Source organism: Providencia sp. (assembly GCF_003533305.1).
GTDB lineage: Bacteria > Pseudomonadota > Gammaproteobacteria > Enterobacterales > Enterobacteriaceae > Providencia.
Genome location: NZ_DOEH01000027.1, coordinates 57,146 through 74,494 on the forward strand (window position 1 = coordinate 57,146; position 17,349 = coordinate 74,494).

Sequence of the window (17,349 nt, forward strand, 5' to 3'; positions counted from 1 at the left end):
TTATGAAACAACAATTTTCGATTTATCGCTATAACCCGGATGTGGATAGCGCACCACGTATGCAAGATTACACCCTTGAATTACCGGAAGGGCGTGACATGATGCTATTGGATGCGTTGATTCAGCTGAAAGAACAAGATCCTACACTCTCTTTTCGCCGTTCTTGTCGTGAAGGGGTGTGTGGTTCTGATGGTCTGAACATGAACGGTAAAAATGGACTGGCTTGCATCACGCCAGTATCTGCTTTAACGCGTAATGGGAAGAAAATTGTGATCCGTCCATTACCCGGTCTGCCTGTTGTGCGTGACTTGATTATCGACATGACTCAATTTTACACCCAATACGAAAAAATTCGGCCTTATCTTCTTAATGATAATAAGAATCCACCGGCGCGTGAAAATATACAATCACCTGCACAACGTGAAAAGCTCGATGGTTTATATGAGTGTATTTTGTGTGCGTGTTGTTCAACTTCTTGCCCATCTTTTTGGTGGAATCCGGATAAATTTATTGGTCCCGCAGGTCTACTTGCAGCGTATCGATTCCTGATTGATAGTCGCGATACTGAAACGGATTCAAGATTAGATGATCTGAACGACGCTTTTAGTGTTTTCCGCTGTCATAGCATTATGAATTGTGTCAATGTATGCCCTAAAGGACTAAATCCAACGAAAGCTATCGGCCATATTAAATCTATGTTACTAAAACATAGTGCATAAAAGCTGATTTTGACCAGCGGTACCTAGGTACTGCTGGTTAATTAAGTGATAGCACAAAATAAACACATAAAGTAAAGATAAAGCGTAAAATAAAAATGCTAATCTTGTAAAATAGTCCATAAAGTCACCGAAAGCGTAAAGTAAAAAAGTGAAAGTAAAAAGCCAACTGCAAAAGATGAAGACACGAGCGTAAGCAAGGAACCTTTAAAAACCGCAGCCAGTTTTTAAAGGTTCCTTAAAAGGGAAACCCTCAATTGATAATGGGACTCCCAAAGTGAGAACATGCAAAAAGCATGTCCAAGAGAACCTTTATCGAGGTCGCTTAAATGCGGCGATTAGTTAACCACGGCGAAAACTAAAGCTTCTAATAGCTTAAGGGATCACAATGCAGAACGGCGTAATGAAGGACTGGCTGGATTCAAGCTTTCTGGCAGGCGCGAACCAGTCTTATATAGAACAGCTCTATGAAGATTATCTGACTGACCCTAATTCCGTAGATGAGCAATGGAAAGATATTTTCCAACAAATGGCTGGTGCAAGCACCAACAGTGAGCAATTTCACTCGCAAGCACGCGATTATTTCCGTCGCTTAGCAAAAGATTCTACGCGTTATCACACCTCTATTAGCGATCCTACGATCGATGCAAAGCAAGTTAAAGTTTTGCAACTAATTAACGCATTCCGCTTTCGTGGACATCAAAACGCAAATCTTGATCCGTTAGGTCTTTGGAATCGAGAATCTGTTCCAGATTTAGATCCCGCCTTCCACAACTTAACAAAAGAAGATTTTGACGAAACGTTCAACGTGGGTTCGTTTGCTATCGGCAAAGAAACCATGAAGCTCAGTGACTTATATAAAGAGCTGAAACGCATTTACTGCGGTTCAATCGGCGCTGAATATATGCACATCACCAACACTGAAGAAAAGCGCTGGATACAGCAACGTCTTGAGTCTGTGAATGTTGCAGAGCAATTCTCTAAAGAAGAGAAACGTCGTTTCTTAGCTGAACTGACTGCTGCCGAAGGCCTTGAGCGTTACTTAGGTGCTAAATTCCCAGGGGCAAAACGTTTTTCACTGGAAGGTGGTGATTCATTGATCCCTATGTTGAAGGATCTGATCCACCACGCCGGCAAGCAAGATACACGTGAAGTTGTTTTAGGTATGGCTCACCGTGGCCGCCTCAACGTTCTGATTAATATCTTAGGTAAAAAACCAGCTGAACTTTTTGATGAGTTTGCGGGCAAGCACAAAGATCACTCAACTGCAGGTGATGTGAAATACCATCAAGGTTTTTCATCTGACTTTGAAACCGCGGGTTCGCGCGTTCACTTAGCGTTGGCGTTTAACCCATCGCATCTTGAAATTGTTAGCCCAGTTGTTATTGGTTCTGTACGCGCACGCCGTGACCGTCTTGATGAAGGTCGCAGCAATATGGTTCTGCCTATTACCATTCATGGTGACTCGGCAGTGACAGGTCAGGGCGTAGTTCAAGAAACTTTGAACATGTCTCAAGCTCGCGGTTATGAGGTTGGCGGTACAATGCGTATCGTAATTAATAACCAAATTGGTTTTACGACTTCAAATCCAAAAGATACGCGTTCAACTGAATACTGTACGGATATCGTGAAAATGGTGCAGGCACCAATTTTCCACGTTAATGCAGATGATCCTGAAGCGGTTGCTTTTGTGACCCGCTTAGCGCTTGATTTCCGTAATACATTTAAACGTGACGTGATGATCGACTTAGTCTGTTATCGCCGTCATGGCCATAATGAAGCTGATGAGCCAAATGCAACTCAGCCAATTATGTATCAAAAAATTAAGCAGCATCCGACACCACGTAAAATCTATGCAGATCGCTTAATTGAAAGCGGTGTGGTTTCTGCAAATGAAGTGACTGAGATGGTTAATCTCTATCGTGATGCGCTCGACAGAGGTGACTGTGTCGTTGAAGAGTACCGTGAAATGGGACTCAATGCGTACACGTGGGAACCTTACTTAAATCATGATTGGGATGCTTCATATAAATCAACTTATGATCCTAAACGACTCACTGAACTTGCGACGAAATTAAGCACAATTCCTGATGGTATTGTTGCTCAATCACGTGTTGAGAAAATCTACGCAGATCGTTTAGAAATGGCGAAAGGTGAAAAACTTCTCGATTGGGGTGCAGCTGAAGTTTTAGCCTATGCCACACTTGTCGATGAAGGCGTTGCTGTTCGTTTATCAGGTGAAGATGCCGGACGTGGTACATTCTTCCATCGTCATGCGGTTGTTCATAACCAAACGAATGGCTCCGTCTACGTACCTTTGCAAAATGTTCATAATGGTCAAGGTGTATTTAATGTTTGGGACTCAGTCCTGACCGAAAATGCGGTACTTGCATTCGAATATGGTTACGCAACAACTGAACCGCGCACGCTAACGATTTGGGAAGCGCAATTTGGTGACTTTGCTAACTGTGCTCAAGTAGTTATCGACCAATTTATTAGCTCAGGCGAGCAAAAATGGGGTCGTATGTGTGGTCTGGTCATGTTACTGCCTCATGGTTATGAAGGTCAGGGCCCAGAGCATTCATCTGCACGTTTAGAACGTTACCTACAACTGTGTGCAGATCAGAACATGCAAGTGTGTGTACCATCAACACCGGCACAGGTTTATCACATGTTACGTCGCCAAGCGCTACGTGGTATGCGCCGTCCTCTGATTGTTATGTCTCCTAAATCACTGCTTCGTCACCCATTAGCGGTATCAAGCATGGAAGAACTGGCCAATGGCAAGTTTGAAACGGTTATCGGTGAAATAGATGAAATCAATCCGAAAAATGTGAAACGTGTCGTTCTGTGTTCAGGAAAAGTCTATTACGATCTATTAGAGCAACGTCGTAAGAATGAGCAAACCGATGTTGCGATTGTTCGTATTGAACAGCTATATCCGTTCCCACACGAAGATATCCAAAATGCATTGGCGCCATTTACTAATGCGAAAGACTTCATTTGGTGTCAAGAAGAGCCATTAAACCAAGGTGCTTGGTACTGTAGTCAACATAATTTCCGTGAAGCAATCCCTGCCGGAGCGACTTTACGCTATGCAGGCCGTGCTGCTTCTTCTTCTCCAGCAGTTGGTTATACGTCCGTTCACCAGGAACAACAAAAAGCCCTGGTAAATGACGCTTTGAACATTGAATAAATAAAGGATACAAAATGAGTAGCGTAGAAATTCTTGTTCCCGATCTTCCTGAATCCGTTGCAGATGCGTCGGTTGCCACATGGCATAAAAAGGCAGGTGATAGAGTCGAGCGTGACGAAGTGCTGGTAGAGATCGAAACAGACAAAGTGGTTTTAGAAGTTCCTGCGAGTGAAGCGGGTATCTTAGAAGCTATCGTTGAAGAAGAAGGCGCAACTGTTTTATCTAAACAGTTATTAGGCCGTATTCGTTTAGGTGATAGCACTGGTATTCCTGCTGAAGTTAAAGAAGCTCAGGTATCGACACCTGCACAACGTCAAACTGGTAGCTTAGAAACTGAAAGCAATGATGCGCTGAGCCCAGCTATTCGTCGCCTAATTGCTGAGTACAGCTTGAATGCAGCAGATATTAAAGGAACGGGTGTTGGTGGTCGTTTAACGCGTGAAGATGTTGAGAAACATTTAGCAACTAACAAACCTGCGGCAGCAGCAGTTGCTCAAGCACCGGCAGCTCCACAAGCGCCATTAGCACATCGTAGTGAAAAACGTGTTCCAATGACTCGTTTGCGTAAACGTATTGCAGAGCGTTTACTGGAAGCGAAAAATACTACGGCGATGCTGACCACGTTCAACGAAATCAACATGCAGCCAATCAAAGACTTACGTACCCAGTACGGTGAAGCATTTGAAAAACGTCATGGTGTACGTTTAGGCTTTATGTCTTTTTATATTAAAGCGGCGGTTGAAGCACTGAAACGTTACCCAGAAGTGAATGCTTCTATTGACGGTTCTGATGTGATTTATCATAACTACTTTGATATTAGTATTGCAGTTTCAACGCCACGAGGCTTGGTAACACCAGTTTTACGTGATGTTGATGGCATGAGCATGGCTGATATTGAAAAAAATATTAAAGAACTGGCTATCAAAGGTCGCGACGGTAAGTTAACAGTTGAAGACTTAACGGGTGGTAATTTCACTATCACTAATGGCGGCGTATTCGGTTCTCTGATGTCCACCCCTATCATTAACCCACCACAGAGCGCGATTTTAGGCATGCATGCCATTAAAGACCGCCCTATGGCTGTAAATGGTAAGGTAGAAATTCTTCCTATGATGTATTTAGCGCTGTCTTATGACCACCGTTTAGTTGATGGTCGTGAATCAGTGGGCTTCTTAGTCGCTATCAAAGATATGCTGGAAGATCCAACTCGTTTACTGCTAGACGTATAGCAACATAACAGGGCAGGGTACAACCTGCCCGGTCTGAAGTAACCGATGTAACCAGTTCGCTGGTTGCTAAATCAGTAACAATTGCAGAGGCGAATAAACGCCTCTTCAGACTTAATTATGGATAGAACATCATGAATTTACACGAGTATCAGGCAAAACAGCTGTTTGCACGTTATGGTATGCCAGCGCCGACAGGCTATGCTTGTTCAACGGTCGCTGAAACCCTTGAAGCTGCTAAAAAAATTGGTAATGGTCCTTGGGTCATTAAATGCCAAGTTCATGCAGGTGGACGTGGTAAAGCAGGTGGCGTTAAAGTTACAAATGATATCAACGATATCAGTGCATTTGCTGAAAAGTGGTTAGGTCAAAACTTAGTAACCTATCAAACAGATGCAAACGGTCAGCCGGTTAACCAAATTTTGGTAGAAACGGCGACTGATATTGCAAAAGAACTCTATTTAGGTGCCGTTGTTGACCGTAGCACTCGTCGTGTCGTATTCATGGCGTCAACTGAAGGTGGCGTTGAAATTGAGAAAGTTGCTGAAGAAACGCCTGAGTTAATTCATAAAGCAAGTATTGATCCACTGACTGGTCCTATGCCTTACCAAGGCCGTGAGCTTGCATTCAAATTAGGCTTAACGGGTAAACAAGTTAGCCAGTTTGCTAAAATTTTCATGGGTCTAGCAACGTTATTCCTTGAGCGCGATCTTGCATTAGCTGAAATTAACCCACTGGTTATTAATACCGAGGGTGACCTGATTTGCTTAGATGGTAAATTAGGAATTGATAGCAACGCATTATATCGTCAGCCAGAAATGCGTGAAATGCATGATGCATCCCAAGAAGATGCGCGTGAAGCGCAAGCCGCTCAGTGGGAACTGAATTATGTTGCTCTCGATGGCAACATTGGTTGTATGGTTAATGGTGCGGGTCTTGCAATGGGAACGATGGATATCGTTAAATTGCACGGCGGTTCCCCAGCTAACTTCCTTGATGTCGGTGGTGGGGCAACTAAAGAGCGCGTAACTGAAGCGTTTAAAATCATTCTTTCAGATGAAAATGTTAAAGCGGTTTTTGTTAACATTTTTGGTGGTATTGTTCGTTGCGACCTGATTGCCGACGGTATCATTGGTGCAGTTGAAGAAGTTGGCGTCAATGTGCCAGTTGTTGTGCGTTTAGAAGGTAATAATGCTGAACTCGGAACGAAAAAACTGGCAGAAAGTGGCTTGAATATTATTGCTGCTAACAGCCTGACTGATGCAGCTAAAAAAGCAGTAGCAGCAGCGGAGGCTAAATAATGTCTATTTTAATCGATAAAAACACCAAAGTAATTTGCCAAGGTTTTACGGGTGGTCAAGGTACATTCCACTCAGAACAAGCTATTGCTTACGGTACAAAAATGGTTGGCGGTGTCACACCAGGTAAAGGCGGCACAACGCATTTAGGCCTTCCTGTATTTAATACCGTGCGTGAAGCTGTAGAAGCAACTGGTGCGACTGCATCAGTTATCTATGTGCCAGCACCATTTTGTAAAGATTCTATCTTAGAAGCTATCGATGCAGGCATTAAGCTAATTATTACTATTACTGAAGGTATCCCAACTCTGGATATGCTGACAGTTAAAGTAAAATTAGACCAAGCAGGCGTTCGCATGATCGGTCCAAACTGCCCAGGGGTTATCACACCGGGTCAATGTAAGATTGGTATTATGCCGGGGCACATTCATCTGCCAGGTAAAGTTGGAATTGTTTCTCGCTCAGGAACGTTGACCTATGAAGCGGTTAAACAAACCACAGATGCAGGATTAGGCCAATCTACATGTGTCGGTATTGGTGGCGACCCAATTCCGGGTTCTAACTTTATCGATATCTTGAAATTATTCCAAGAAGATCCACAAACTGAAGCGATTGTTATGATCGGTGAAATTGGTGGTAACGCAGAAGAAGAAGCGGCTGCATATATTAAAGAGCACGTGACTAAACCTGTGGTTGGTTATATTGCAGGTGTTACGGCGCCGAAAGGTAAGCGTATGGGCCACGCGGGCGCAATTATCGCTGGTGGTAAAGGTACTGCCGATGAGAAATTTGCTGCTTTAGAAGCCGCTGGCGTGAAAACTGTTCGTAGCCTTGCAGATATCGGCGATGCAGTAAAATCATTGCTAAACAAGTAAGCTAAGCGCGAGTTATTTATTCGCGTTTAGAGTAATAGACAGAAGCCCGCATCTATTTTGGATGCGGGTTTTTTTATAGCTGGCGTTTATACTATAGGCTTAATCAATGTATAAAATGAAATAAGATTCCGCTGTCACCATGGTATAAAGTGCGTTAGCGATGTTTAGATATAGTGAGTATGATTTTTGGTTGTGGGAAAGGAAAGCACAATTAATGGCGAAATACGTAATTTGCGGTATATCAATTTTATGGATTTAAAGCGATTTTAATTAACGATAAATAGACAATTAGTTGAGATAAGTTCTTTTTTTAATAAAATTCGTAATAACTGCAAAATAAGATACTATAATAAATTAAATATTCTTTTTTTGAATGTTTAAAAGAAAGATAATATTTTTTTGTTAATCTTTTAAAGAAAAATGCATATTTGCTTCATTGTCAATAACAGCAAATTAACATCTAAATAACGATTAATTGTTTGTGGCTTCAATCAATTAACAAAAAGCAAAAAATTGACGTAAATCAATTCATTGCTACTGGCTTTATTTGTTTAAATTGCTTAAATTGGTGCTCGATCAAATATGTCTTTATCTATTAAATAGTATAATTCTTGATGTAAAGTCAGAATTCAAATCTGAATCACGTAAAAGAAGTTTATTGTATGTAAAGATAAGCGTACTATTATTATAGTGTAGTTAGTTCTTTTCCTTTTGTTAATTATTTGTTGTTTTGAGGCATTTTTTGCTGGTAGTTAAGAGGTCCTTCGGTTTTAAACTGAAGGCCGGGTTGCCGCAAGTCGGTGTCTTCCTGCTAGGAGCAAGGAGTCAAGATGTTTGATATTGTCGAACTGTCAAGATTACAGTTTGCCATGACTGCGATGTACCATTTCCTATTTGTACCATTGACGCTTGGTATGGCGTTTTTGCTTGCGATTATGGAAACGGTATATGTACTATCTGGTAAGCAAATTTATAAAGATATGACTAAGTTCTGGGGTAAGTTATTTGGTATTAACTTTGCCCTAGGTGTTGCAACTGGTTTGACTATGGAGTTCCAATTCGGTACTAACTGGTCTTACTATTCGCACTATGTCGGAGATATCTTCGGTGCACCTCTTGCAATCGAAGGTTTGATGGCGTTCTTCTTAGAATCTACCTTTGTTGGTTTATTCTTCTTTGGTTGGGATCGTTTAAGCAAAAATCAGCACCTCGCGGTGACTTGGTTGGTTGCTTTAGGCTCTAACTTCTCTGCATTGTGGATTTTGGTCGCGAATGGTTGGATGCAAAACCCTATCGCTTCTGACTTTAACTTTGAAACCATGCGTATGGAAATGCTTAGCTTCTCGGAGCTAGTGCTGAACCCTGTCGCACAAGTTAAATTTGTTCACACTGTTGCTGCGGGTTATTGTACTGGTGCCATGTTCATTCTTGGTATTAGTTCATACTACTTGCTAAAAGGACGTGATGTTGCTTTTGCTAAACGTTCTTTTGCAATTGCTGCAAGTTTTGGTATTGCTGCGGTTCTGTCTGTTATCGTGCTTGGTGATGAATCAGGTTACGAAATGGGTGACGTGCAAAAAACTAAACTCGCTGCAGTTGAAGCAGAATGGGAAACTCACCCACCTCCGGCTTCATTTAATCTGATTGCATGGCCTGATACTGAAAAGCAAGAGAATAAATTCGCTATTTCTATTCCTTGGGCAATGGGTATCATCGCAACACGTTCACTGGATACACCTGTTTTAGGTCTGAAAGACTTAATGAAACAGCATGAAGTTCGTATTCGTAACGGTATGATTGCTTATGGTCAGTTGCAACAGCTTTTAGCTGGTGACAAAGATCCTGCTCTACGTACAGCATTTGAAGCAAGCAAAATCGACCTCGGTTATGGTCTTCTGCTGAAACAATATGCACCAAACGTTGTTGATGCAACAGAAGCACAAATCCAACAAGCAGTGAAAGACAGTATCCCGAACGTAGGTCCATTATTCTGGGCATTCCGTATCATGGTTGGTGTTGGCTTCTTACTACTCTTAATTATTGGATTGTCTTTCTTAGCTGTTGTACGCAACCGTATTGGTCAAAACAAATGGTTACTGCGTGCGACTCTATATGGTATTCCATTACCATGGATTGCAATTGAATCAGGCTGGTTTGTTGCGGAGTATGGTCGTCAGCCGTGGGCAATTGGTGAGGTGTTACCTGTTTCGGTTGCACACTCTAACTTGACTACTCATGACCTGATCTTCTCTTTAGTCCTGATTTGTGGTCTGTATACGCTGTTCTTAATTGCTGAAATGTTCTTGATGTTCAAATTTGCTCGCAAAGGCCCTAGTAGCCTGAAAACGGGTCGTTACCATTTTGAACAGAAAAACAGTTCAACACACGACGTTCAGTAAATAGGAGTCCACTTATGTTTGATTATGAAGTTCTTCGATTTGTGTGGTGGATCCTTATCGGCGTTCTGCTGATTGGTTTTGCTGTCACGGATGGCTTTGACATGGGCGTTGGCTTCTTATTACCTATCTTAGGTAAAACGGATACTGAACGCCGTATCATGATTAATGCCGTTGCACCGCACTGGGATGGTAACCAAGTTTGGTTGATCACCGCGGGTGGTGCAATGTTTGCTGCATGGCCACAAGTCTATGCTGCTGCATTTTCTGGATTCTATGTTGCTATGATTTTGGTTTTAGCTGCATTATTCTTCCGTCCGATCGGTTTTGACTACCGTTCAAAACTGGAGAATCCAAAATGGCGTAGCATGTGGGACTGGGGTCTGTTTATCGGTGGTTTTGTTCCACCGCTAGTTATCGGTGTTGCGTTTGGTAACCTATTATTAGGTGTTCCACTGCAAATTGATAATCAACAGTATCTGACTTATACCGGTAATCTGTTTGGTCTGCTGAACCCTTATGGTTTGTTAGCGGGTGTTGTAAGTTTGATGATGATTGTTACCCAAGGTGCAACTTATCTACAAATGCGTACAGCAGGTGAGTTACATCTGCGTGTTCGTAAGACAACTTACCTAACTGCTTTAATAACACTGTTAGCGTTTGCTGGTGCGGGTGTATGGTTAGTTATGGGTATTGATGGTTATGCGATAACTTCAACTATTGATACTTATGGCGTATCTAACCCACTGAACAAAACTGTAGAAGTGGTTTCTGGTGGATGGCTGGTTAACTTCAATAACTATCCAGCGCTGTGGGCTCTGCCTGCTTTAGGCGTAGCACTACCATTATTTACAATGCTGTTCACGAAAGCAGATAAGAATGGATTAGCATTTGTTAGCTCATCTCTGACTATCGCATGTATTATTTTGACATGTGGCGTTGCGATGTTCCCATTCATCATGCCATCAAGCATTATGCCTAATGCAAGCTTGACCATGTGGGATGCAACATCTAGCTTGTTTACTCTACAGGTTATGACTGTTGTTGCTATCATTTTTGTTCCGCTAGTATTGGCTTACACTGCGTGGTGTTACTACAAAATGTTTGGCCGTTTGGACAAAAACTTCATCGAAAGCAACAAGCATTCACTGTATTAAGGAGCATAACATATGTGGTATTTCGCCTGGATTCTCGGCACTCTGTTAGCTTGTAGTTTTGCAGTGATTGCAGCATTAGCGCTAGAGCATTCTGAAGACTCTAAAGCTGCTAAAACAGCTAAAGATGGTGAGTAAATAATATGCTGGTGGATAAAACCTATCAGCTAATGGATAAGGGGCTAATAAGGGCCCTTATCCTTATTTTAGCGCTAGTGACTGCCGGTGCTGTGATGTGGGATCCAACCCTATTTGCAGCCAGTACCAGTTCATTTTTAATTTGGCAAGGGTTGCTGTTAATTTGGGCAACTTGTAGTTCGATGATTTTTGGTGTGGGTTTTAAACCTAAAAAAGTCATCTGGCGAGCAGTTTTTCATCCTCTTCCTGCTGCTATCATCCTTATCTGGGGACTGATTAGAGTCTTTAGTTAATCTATATTCGCTATAATTTGAGTTGTATGGTGATTACATTTACGTATTAAGTTATTAGGTTAATTTAAGTTAAGTGTGATATTTGGCTGTATTCGTTTGTCGATTACCTATAATTTTAATTATTTTGCGTATATTTACTCATTATGGGTCATCGTACCCATAATTATTTTTGATATCTTTACTTTCAAAGTGATTCCAATGCGGCACCGTCTTGCGTATAGTGGCACCGTTAATTGATTTAACCTAAGACGGAGTGGTTGCTATGTTATTTCGCTGGCCTGTTCGCGTGTATTATGAAGATACAGATGCGGGCGGTGTAGTTTATCATGCTCGTTATTTAGCTTTTTTTGAGCGAGCAAGAACTGAAATGTTGCGAAATAAAGGGATCAATCAGCAAAGCATGCTTACTGAGAACCTTGGCTTTGTCGTGCGTAGTATGACTATCGACTTTGTTAAAGGTGCTCGATTAGATGATCTGTTAGAAGTTGAAACACAAATTGTTGAAATGAAACGTGCCTCATTAATCTTTAATCAAAGGTTAGTTGATTCACAAGGTAATCTACTTTGTGGGGCAACCGCCTTAATTGCTTGTGTGGACATATCAAAAATGAAGCCTAAAGCGCTTCCTAAGTCTATTGTCGCGGAGTTTAAACAGTGACTGACATGAATATCCTGGATTTATTCCTAAAAGCTAGCCTATTGGTTCAGCTTATAATGTTCGTTTTGATGGGTTTTTCTATTGCATCTTGGGCCATCATTATTCAAAGAACAAAAATTTTAAATGCGGCAACGCGTGAAGCCGAAGCGTTCGAGGATAAGTTCTGGTCAGGTATTGAGTTATCTCGCCTGTATAAAGAGAGCCAAGCTCGCCGTGATGCCTTAAGCGGAACAGAGCAAATATTTTACTCTGGATTTAAAGAATTTGTTCGTTTACATCAAGCGAATATTCATGCTCCTGATGCTGTCCTTACCGGCGCCTCTCGAGCTATGCGCATTTCAATGAACCGTGAGCTTGAATCGGCGGAAGCTAATATTCCTTTCTTAGGTACCGTAGGGTCGATTAGCCCTTATATTGGTCTATTTGGTACTGTATGGGGAATCATGCACGCCTTTATTGCACTTGGTGCGGTAAAGCAAGCAACACTGCAAATGGTTGCACCGGGTATCGCTGAAGCACTTATTGCAACTGCTATTGGTTTGTTTGCTGCTATTCCTGCGGTTATGGCTTTTAACCGTTTAAACTTGCGCGTAAACAAATTAGAGCAAAGCTATGACAACTTCACGGAAGAGTTTCTGGCAATATTGCACCGTCAGGCATTCTCAGCTGATAAGAAATAAGACGGGGAGAAAAGCGAATGGCGCGCAATAGTAGACGCAAACGTGAGCTGAAATCCGAAATCAACATTGTTCCATTACTGGATGTTTTGTTGGTGTTGCTGTTGATTTTTATGGCGACAGCACCAATTATTTCTCAGAGCGTGGAGGTTGATCTACCGGATGCTACTGATACGCAAACTGTATCATCGAGTGATAATCCTCCGATTATCTTAGAGGTAGCCGGCGTGGATCAATATAATATGTTGATTGATGGAGATCGCTTAGAGCTACTTCCACCTGAACAGATTGCAGCTGAGGCTAAAGCACAGCTAGAGAAAAATCCGAAAGCGGTTTTCCTTATTGGCGGCGCTAAAGAAGTTCCTTATGATGAAGTCATTAAGGCGCTTAATATTTTGCATCGTGCAGGAATTAAATCTGTCGGCTTGATGACTCAGGCTATCTAGACTGAATTGTTTAGTTTGAATTCGAATTAGTCACGATTCTTTTTTTGGAAGCCAGCGTGGGAAAGACAAAAGAGAAAAAAGATAACTTAAACCGTTCATTGATCGTGTCGATAGTTCTGCACGTTCTTTTGATTGGTCTAATTGTTATAGGCTCTTTAGTTTCTGTCGTCAAACTTGGCGGTGGGGGAGAAGAAGGCACGGTTATAGATGCCGTGATGGTCGACCCCGGTGCGATTGTTGAGCAATATAATCAAACTCAGCAACAGCAAAATAGTGCCAAGCAGGCAGCTAAAGAGCGTAAAGAGAAAGAACAGAAACAAGATGCTGAGCTGAGGGAAAAGCAAGAGCAGGAACAAAAACGTCTGCAAAAGCTTGAAGAGGAGCGCATTAAAACAGAGCGCGAAACAGATAAGCAGTTAAAAGAAGCAGAAGAACAGCAAAAACAAGCAAAAGAAGCAGCGAAAAAAGCCAAGGAAGAGCAAAAAGTTGCTGAAGAAGCTGCTGCACAAGCAAAAGCTGAAAAAGAAAAATTAGTTAAAGAACAAACTGAAGCTAAGGCTAAGGCCGAAGCCCAAGCTAAGAAAGAAGCTGAAGCCACTAAGGCTAAAGCCGATGCAGAAGCGAAAGCAAAAACTGAAGCCGATGCTAAAGCTAAAGCTGAAAAAGAGGCTAAAGCTAAAGCGGACAAAGAAGCTAAAGACGCTAAAGCTAAAGCAGACAAAGAAGCTAAAGATGCTAAAGCTAAGGCCGCTAAGGCTAAAGCAGAAGCTGCGAAAAGTGCATCATCCGTTGATGACTTACTGGGTGACTTAACCGCATCAGGCCCAAGTAAACAAGGTGGAGAAGCCGCAGCAGGAAGTGGCGGTGGTAAAAAATCAGGCGCTTCCAACTCAGATGTGGATAGCTATGCAGGAAAAGTGAAAGCGGCGATCCAAAGCAAGTTCTATGATTCTGAAAGTTATCGTGGACGAACTTGTGATCTCCAATTGAAGCTTGCGCCGGATGGATTATTGGTTAGTATTACACCAAAAAATAGTCCAACTAATGACGCGGCACTATGTGATGCGGCAATTAGAGCAGCTAAACTTGCTACAATGCCGAAACCACCTAGTCGAGAGGTCTATGATACATTTAATAAAGCAGGTAGCACTGTAGTGTTTAAGCCTTAGTTTTCAATGAGTAAGTGTTTTTGTCATTGAAAAACTCATCGCAAAAGCATAAATAGTTTCTGTGCTATCTAGTTTTGTTATTATACCTTTGTTAAAATTCAGCGAATTATTGCGATGATGAATATTGCAGTAAGGGAGATTACGGATGAAGCAGGCTTTTAAAGTAGTTTTAGGGTTCCTAATGTTATGGGCTACTATTGCTCAGGCAGAAATACGTATTGAAATCACTGAGGGTGTTAATACCGCTCAGCCGATTGGTGTCGTGCCTTTTAAATGGGCTGGTGCTGGTGCACCACCACAAGAGGTTGGCATGATTGTTGGTGCTGATTTACGTAATAGTGGGAAGTTTAACCCAATTGAGCCAAGTCGTATGCCTCAACAACCCGGCACGGCTTCTGAAGTTATTCCTGATGCTTGGACTGCGTTAGGGATTAACGCGGTTGTTGTTGGTCAGGTACAGCCTGCAGCTGATGGTAGTTATGTTGTCAGTTATCAGTTAGTGGACGTTGCGGCTAACCCTGGCGCTGTACTTGCTCAAAATCAGTTTAAAGTAACCAAAGAATGGTTACGCTATGCAGCACATACTGCAAGTGATGAAGTATTTGAGAAATTGACTGGCATCCGTGGTGCTTTCCGTACCCGTATCGCTTATGTTGTGGTGAATAAAGGCGGTCAATATCCTTATGAATTACGAGTTTCTGATTATGACGGTTTTAACCAATTTACGGTTCACCGTTCACCAGAACCTTTAATGTCGCCAGCATGGTCACCTGATGGTGAAAAACTGGCTTATGTAACGTTTGAAAGCGGTAGTTCAGCTTTAGTTATTCAGACTCTATCAAGTGGCGCTATTCGCCAGGTTGCATCATTCCCGCGTCATAACGGTGCTCCTGCGTTTTCACCTGATGGGACTAAATTAGCTTTTGCTCTGTCAAAAACAGGCAGCCTGAATTTATATATTATGGAACTAGCAAGTGGGCAAATTCGTCAGGTAACCGATGGTCGCAGTAATAATACTGAGCCAACTTGGATGCCAGATAGCCAAACTTTAGTCTATACTTCAGATCAGGCGGGACGCCCGCAAATTTATAAAATGAATATTAATGGTGGTAGCCCTGAACGTGTTTCCTGGGAAGGAACGCAAAATCAGGATGCTGATGTAAGCCCGGATGGAACTTTCTTAGTGATGGTCAGCTCTGGGGGCGGTCAACAGCATATCGCCAAACAGGATCTGGCAACGAATAACGTTGAGTTTTTAACGAAAACGTTCCTAGATGAAACGCCGAGTATCGCACCTAACGGCACTATGGTAATTTATAGCTCCTCTCAAGGCTTGGGGACTATATTGCAGCTAGTTTCGACCGACGGGCGTTTCAAAGCGCGTCTTCCGGCTACCGATGGACAGGTAAAATTTCCTGCCTGGTCGCCGTATCTGTGATGCATAATAATAATGTGTGGCAAAATATTAAGGATCTAAACGATGCAACTGAATAAAGTGCTTAAAGGGCTGATGATCGCGTTACCAATCATGGCAGTCGCAGCTTGTAGCTCTAACAAAAACAATGACCAAGATGGTGTTGATACTTCTACAAATCAAACTAACACTGGTCTGTCTGCGGAAGAGCTGGCACGTCAGCAAATGGAACAGCTGCAACAGAACAACACTGTTTACTTTGGCTTTGACAAATACAACGTATCTCCAGAATACGCTGATATGTTAGATGCACACGCAGCATTCCTGCGCAGCAACCCATCAGTACGTGTTGTAGTTGAAGGTCATGCGGATGAGCGTGGTACTCCAGAATACAACATCGCGTTGGGCGAACGTCGTGCTAATGCAGTTAAAATGTACCTGCAAAGCAAAGGTGTTTCTGGTGACCAAGTTTCACTGGTTTCTTACGGTAAAGAAAAACCAGCTGTGTTAGGTCATACTGAAGCAGACTACGCGAAAAACCGTCGTGCAGTCATTGCATACTAATAGATAAGCGAAATTATCTATTATGAACAGTAACTTCAGACAACTCCTAGTTGGTCTGTCGTTATTGGTTGGCGTAGCGGTCCCTTGGACCGCTATTGCCCAAGCGCCAATCAACAATGTCGGATCGGGTTCGCCCGGAGACCGTCTCTCCCAGCTTGAGACTGCTGTTAGCTCTCAAGGTCAAATTCTGTATCAAATCCAGCAACAACTCGCTGATAACCAACGTGACATTGATATGCTACGTGGTCAGATTCAAGAAAGTGAATACAAATTGAATCAAGTTGTCGAGCGTCAAAAAGATTTGTACATGCAATTAGACAATGCTGGTGGCGGTAATTCAACTAACTCAACAGATGCAGCAGATACAAGTGCATCTAATGCACAATCACCTTCAGATGCCACACCAGCAGCGGGTTCCAATGCTGGTGGTAATGAAAAAGATGATTATAATGCGGCCGTTCAACTTGCGATGAACAGTAAATCAAAAGCTCAAATTGACGAAGCGATTGGTTCACTACAAGGGTTTATTAAAACCTATCCTAAATCGGGATATCTATCTAACGCTAATTATTGGTTAGGGCAGTTAAACTACAATAAAGGTAGCAAAGACGATGCAGCATTCTACTTTGCGACTGTAGTGAAGCAATATCCAAAATCCCAAAAGAGCAGTGAAGCTTTATATAAAGTTGGGCTGATCATGCAAGATAAGGGACAAAAAGATAAAGCAAAAGCTGTTTATCAACAGGTGTTAAAACAGTACCCGAATAGTTCTGGTTCAAAACTTGCTGAAAAAAAGTTGAGTACACTTTAATTCATAGCCCCGAAGACATATTCCCAAATATTTCGGGGTTATCCGTATGATAAGTGTGCATTCAGTCTTTTTTTTCAAAAAAATCATTGCACCATCGTCAGAAATCAGTATTATTAGCCGCCGTTGATACGAGAATAAGTTTACTCAGATGTTTGTGATAATCTTAGGTTTTTAACCGTATAAACGAGAATTAATTAGTAAGATTTTAATTAACTAGAAAACTTTAAGATGGGCCGTTAGCTCAGTCGGTAGAGCAGTTGACTTTTAATCAATTGGTCGCAGGTTCGAATCCCGCACGGCCCACCATCTTAAAGTTTT

The 17,349-nt window shown here is 42.1% G+C and carries 16 protein-coding genes and 1 tRNA gene; all 17 read left to right on the plus strand.

Going from position 1 to position 17,349, the window contains the following annotated elements; genetic code table 11:
* The first annotated feature begins 2 nt into the window (after positions 1–2).
* The 17 genes from DD649_RS17510 to DD649_RS17590 all read left to right on the plus strand — a co-directional run bounded on the left by DD649_RS17510 (position 3) and on the right by DD649_RS17590 (position 17,337).
* A complete protein-coding gene (locus tag DD649_RS17510; protein ID WP_294109956.1) occupies positions 3–719 on the plus strand; it encodes a succinate dehydrogenase iron-sulfur subunit in 717 nt (238 codons plus the stop codon).
* A gap of 385 nt (positions 720–1,104) precedes the next feature.
* Positions 1,105–3,912: a 2-oxoglutarate dehydrogenase E1 component gene (sucA, locus tag DD649_RS17515; protein WP_294109958.1), complete on the plus strand. Its 2,808-nt coding sequence runs from the start codon at positions 1,105–1,107 to the stop codon at positions 3,910–3,912.
* A 14-nt stretch (positions 3,913–3,926) separates the two neighbouring features.
* Positions 3,927–5,141, plus strand: coding sequence for a 2-oxoglutarate dehydrogenase complex dihydrolipoyllysine-residue succinyltransferase (odhB, locus tag DD649_RS17520; protein ID WP_294109960.1), 1,215 nt, complete (start codon positions 3,927–3,929; stop codon positions 5,139–5,141).
* A 131-nt stretch (positions 5,142–5,272) separates the two neighbouring features.
* Complete coding sequence (gene sucC / locus DD649_RS17525; protein ID WP_294109962.1) at positions 5,273–6,439, plus strand: ADP-forming succinate--CoA ligase subunit beta; 1,167 nt, start codon at positions 5,273–5,275, stop codon at positions 6,437–6,439.
* Positions 6,439–7,311, plus strand: coding sequence for a succinate--CoA ligase subunit alpha (gene sucD / locus DD649_RS17530; RefSeq protein ID WP_294109964.1), 873 nt, complete (start codon positions 6,439–6,441; stop codon positions 7,309–7,311). The genes sucC and sucD overlap by 1 nt, the downstream gene beginning before the upstream one ends.
* An 830-nt stretch (positions 7,312–8,141) precedes the next feature.
* Positions 8,142–9,710, plus strand: coding sequence for a cytochrome ubiquinol oxidase subunit I (gene cydA / locus DD649_RS17535; RefSeq protein ID WP_294109967.1), 1,569 nt, complete (start codon positions 8,142–8,144; stop codon positions 9,708–9,710).
* A 14-nt stretch (positions 9,711–9,724) separates the two neighbouring features.
* Positions 9,725–10,864 (plus strand): cytochrome d ubiquinol oxidase subunit II, encoded by a 1,140-nt coding sequence (gene cydB, locus DD649_RS17540; RefSeq protein ID WP_294109970.1) that lies wholly within the window; start codon positions 9,725–9,727, stop codon positions 10,862–10,864.
* A gap of 12 nt (positions 10,865–10,876) precedes the next feature.
* Positions 10,877–10,999 carry a cytochrome bd-I oxidase subunit CydX gene (gene cydX / locus DD649_RS17545; RefSeq protein WP_068441571.1) on the plus strand — a complete coding sequence of 41 codons (123 nt, stop codon included), beginning with the start codon at positions 10,877–10,879 and terminating at the stop codon, positions 10,997–10,999.
* Between the two features lie 5 nt (positions 11,000–11,004).
* Entirely contained in the window at positions 11,005–11,292 is a 288-nt protein-coding gene (gene ybgE, locus DD649_RS17550) for a cyd operon protein YbgE (protein ID WP_294109980.1), read from the plus strand.
* Positions 11,293–11,545: 253 nt separating this feature from the next.
* The gene (ybgC, locus tag DD649_RS17555) at positions 11,546–11,950 is read left to right on the plus strand and encodes a tol-pal system-associated acyl-CoA thioesterase (RefSeq protein WP_336431005.1); all 405 of its coding nucleotides are present in this window, start codon (positions 11,546–11,548) and stop codon (positions 11,948–11,950) included.
* Positions 11,947–12,630: a Tol-Pal system protein TolQ gene (gene tolQ, locus DD649_RS17560; RefSeq protein ID WP_294109984.1), complete on the plus strand. Its 684-nt coding sequence runs from the start codon at positions 11,947–11,949 to the stop codon at positions 12,628–12,630. Before ybgC ends, tolQ begins: the two co-directional genes overlap by 4 nt.
* 17 nt (positions 12,631–12,647) lie before the next feature.
* Entirely contained in the window at positions 12,648–13,073 is a 426-nt protein-coding gene (tolR, locus tag DD649_RS17565) for a colicin uptake protein TolR (protein WP_294109987.1), read from the plus strand.
* A gap of 56 nt (positions 13,074–13,129) precedes the next feature.
* Entirely contained in the window at positions 13,130–14,242 is a 1,113-nt protein-coding gene (tolA, locus tag DD649_RS17570) for a cell envelope integrity protein TolA (RefSeq protein ID WP_294109989.1), read from the plus strand.
* Positions 14,243–14,387: 145 nt separating this feature from the next.
* Positions 14,388–15,680: a Tol-Pal system beta propeller repeat protein TolB gene (gene tolB, locus DD649_RS17575; protein WP_336431006.1), complete on the plus strand. Its 1,293-nt coding sequence runs from the start codon at positions 14,388–14,390 to the stop codon at positions 15,678–15,680.
* Positions 15,681–15,722: 42 nt separating this feature from the next.
* Positions 15,723–16,220: a peptidoglycan-associated lipoprotein Pal gene (gene pal, locus DD649_RS17580; RefSeq protein ID WP_047756402.1), complete on the plus strand. Its 498-nt coding sequence runs from the start codon at positions 15,723–15,725 to the stop codon at positions 16,218–16,220.
* A 22-nt stretch (positions 16,221–16,242) separates the two neighbouring features.
* The gene (ybgF, locus tag DD649_RS17585; RefSeq protein ID WP_294109999.1) at positions 16,243–17,031 is read left to right on the plus strand and encodes a tol-pal system protein YbgF; all 789 of its coding nucleotides are present in this window, start codon (positions 16,243–16,245) and stop codon (positions 17,029–17,031) included.
* A 230-nt stretch (positions 17,032–17,261) separates the two neighbouring features.
* Positions 17,262–17,337, plus strand: a tRNA-Lys gene (locus DD649_RS17590).
* Positions 17,338–17,349 lie beyond the last annotated feature (12 nt).

What these genes read in the sequence shown, in the direction of transcription:
- DD649_RS17510 (WP_294109956.1), top strand. Translation starts at nt 3, where the DNA reads ATGAAACAACAATTTTCGATTTATCGCTATAACCCGGATGTGGATAGC.
- sucA (WP_294109958.1), top strand. Translation starts at nt 1,105, where the DNA reads ATGCAGAACGGCGTAATGAAGGACTGGCTGGATTCAAGCTTTCTGGCA.
- odhB (WP_294109960.1), top strand. Translation starts at nt 3,927, where the DNA reads ATGAGTAGCGTAGAAATTCTTGTTCCCGATCTTCCTGAATCCGTTGCA.
- sucC (WP_294109962.1), top strand. Translation starts at nt 5,273, where the DNA reads ATGAATTTACACGAGTATCAGGCAAAACAGCTGTTTGCACGTTATGGT.
- sucD (WP_294109964.1), top strand. Translation starts at nt 6,439, where the DNA reads ATGTCTATTTTAATCGATAAAAACACCAAAGTAATTTGCCAAGGTTTT.
- cydA (WP_294109967.1), top strand. Translation starts at nt 8,142, where the DNA reads ATGTTTGATATTGTCGAACTGTCAAGATTACAGTTTGCCATGACTGCG.
- cydB (WP_294109970.1), top strand. Translation starts at nt 9,725, where the DNA reads ATGTTTGATTATGAAGTTCTTCGATTTGTGTGGTGGATCCTTATCGGC.
- cydX (WP_068441571.1), top strand. Translation starts at nt 10,877, where the DNA reads ATGTGGTATTTCGCCTGGATTCTCGGCACTCTGTTAGCTTGTAGTTTT.
- ybgE (WP_294109980.1), top strand. Translation starts at nt 11,005, where the DNA reads ATGCTGGTGGATAAAACCTATCAGCTAATGGATAAGGGGCTAATAAGG.
- tolR (WP_294109987.1), top strand. Translation starts at nt 12,648, where the DNA reads ATGGCGCGCAATAGTAGACGCAAACGTGAGCTGAAATCCGAAATCAAC.
- tolB (WP_336431006.1), top strand. Translation starts at nt 14,388, where the DNA reads ATGAAGCAGGCTTTTAAAGTAGTTTTAGGGTTCCTAATGTTATGGGCT.
- pal (WP_047756402.1), top strand. Translation starts at nt 15,723, where the DNA reads ATGCAACTGAATAAAGTGCTTAAAGGGCTGATGATCGCGTTACCAATC.
- ybgF (WP_294109999.1), top strand. Translation starts at nt 16,243, where the DNA reads ATGAACAGTAACTTCAGACAACTCCTAGTTGGTCTGTCGTTATTGGTT.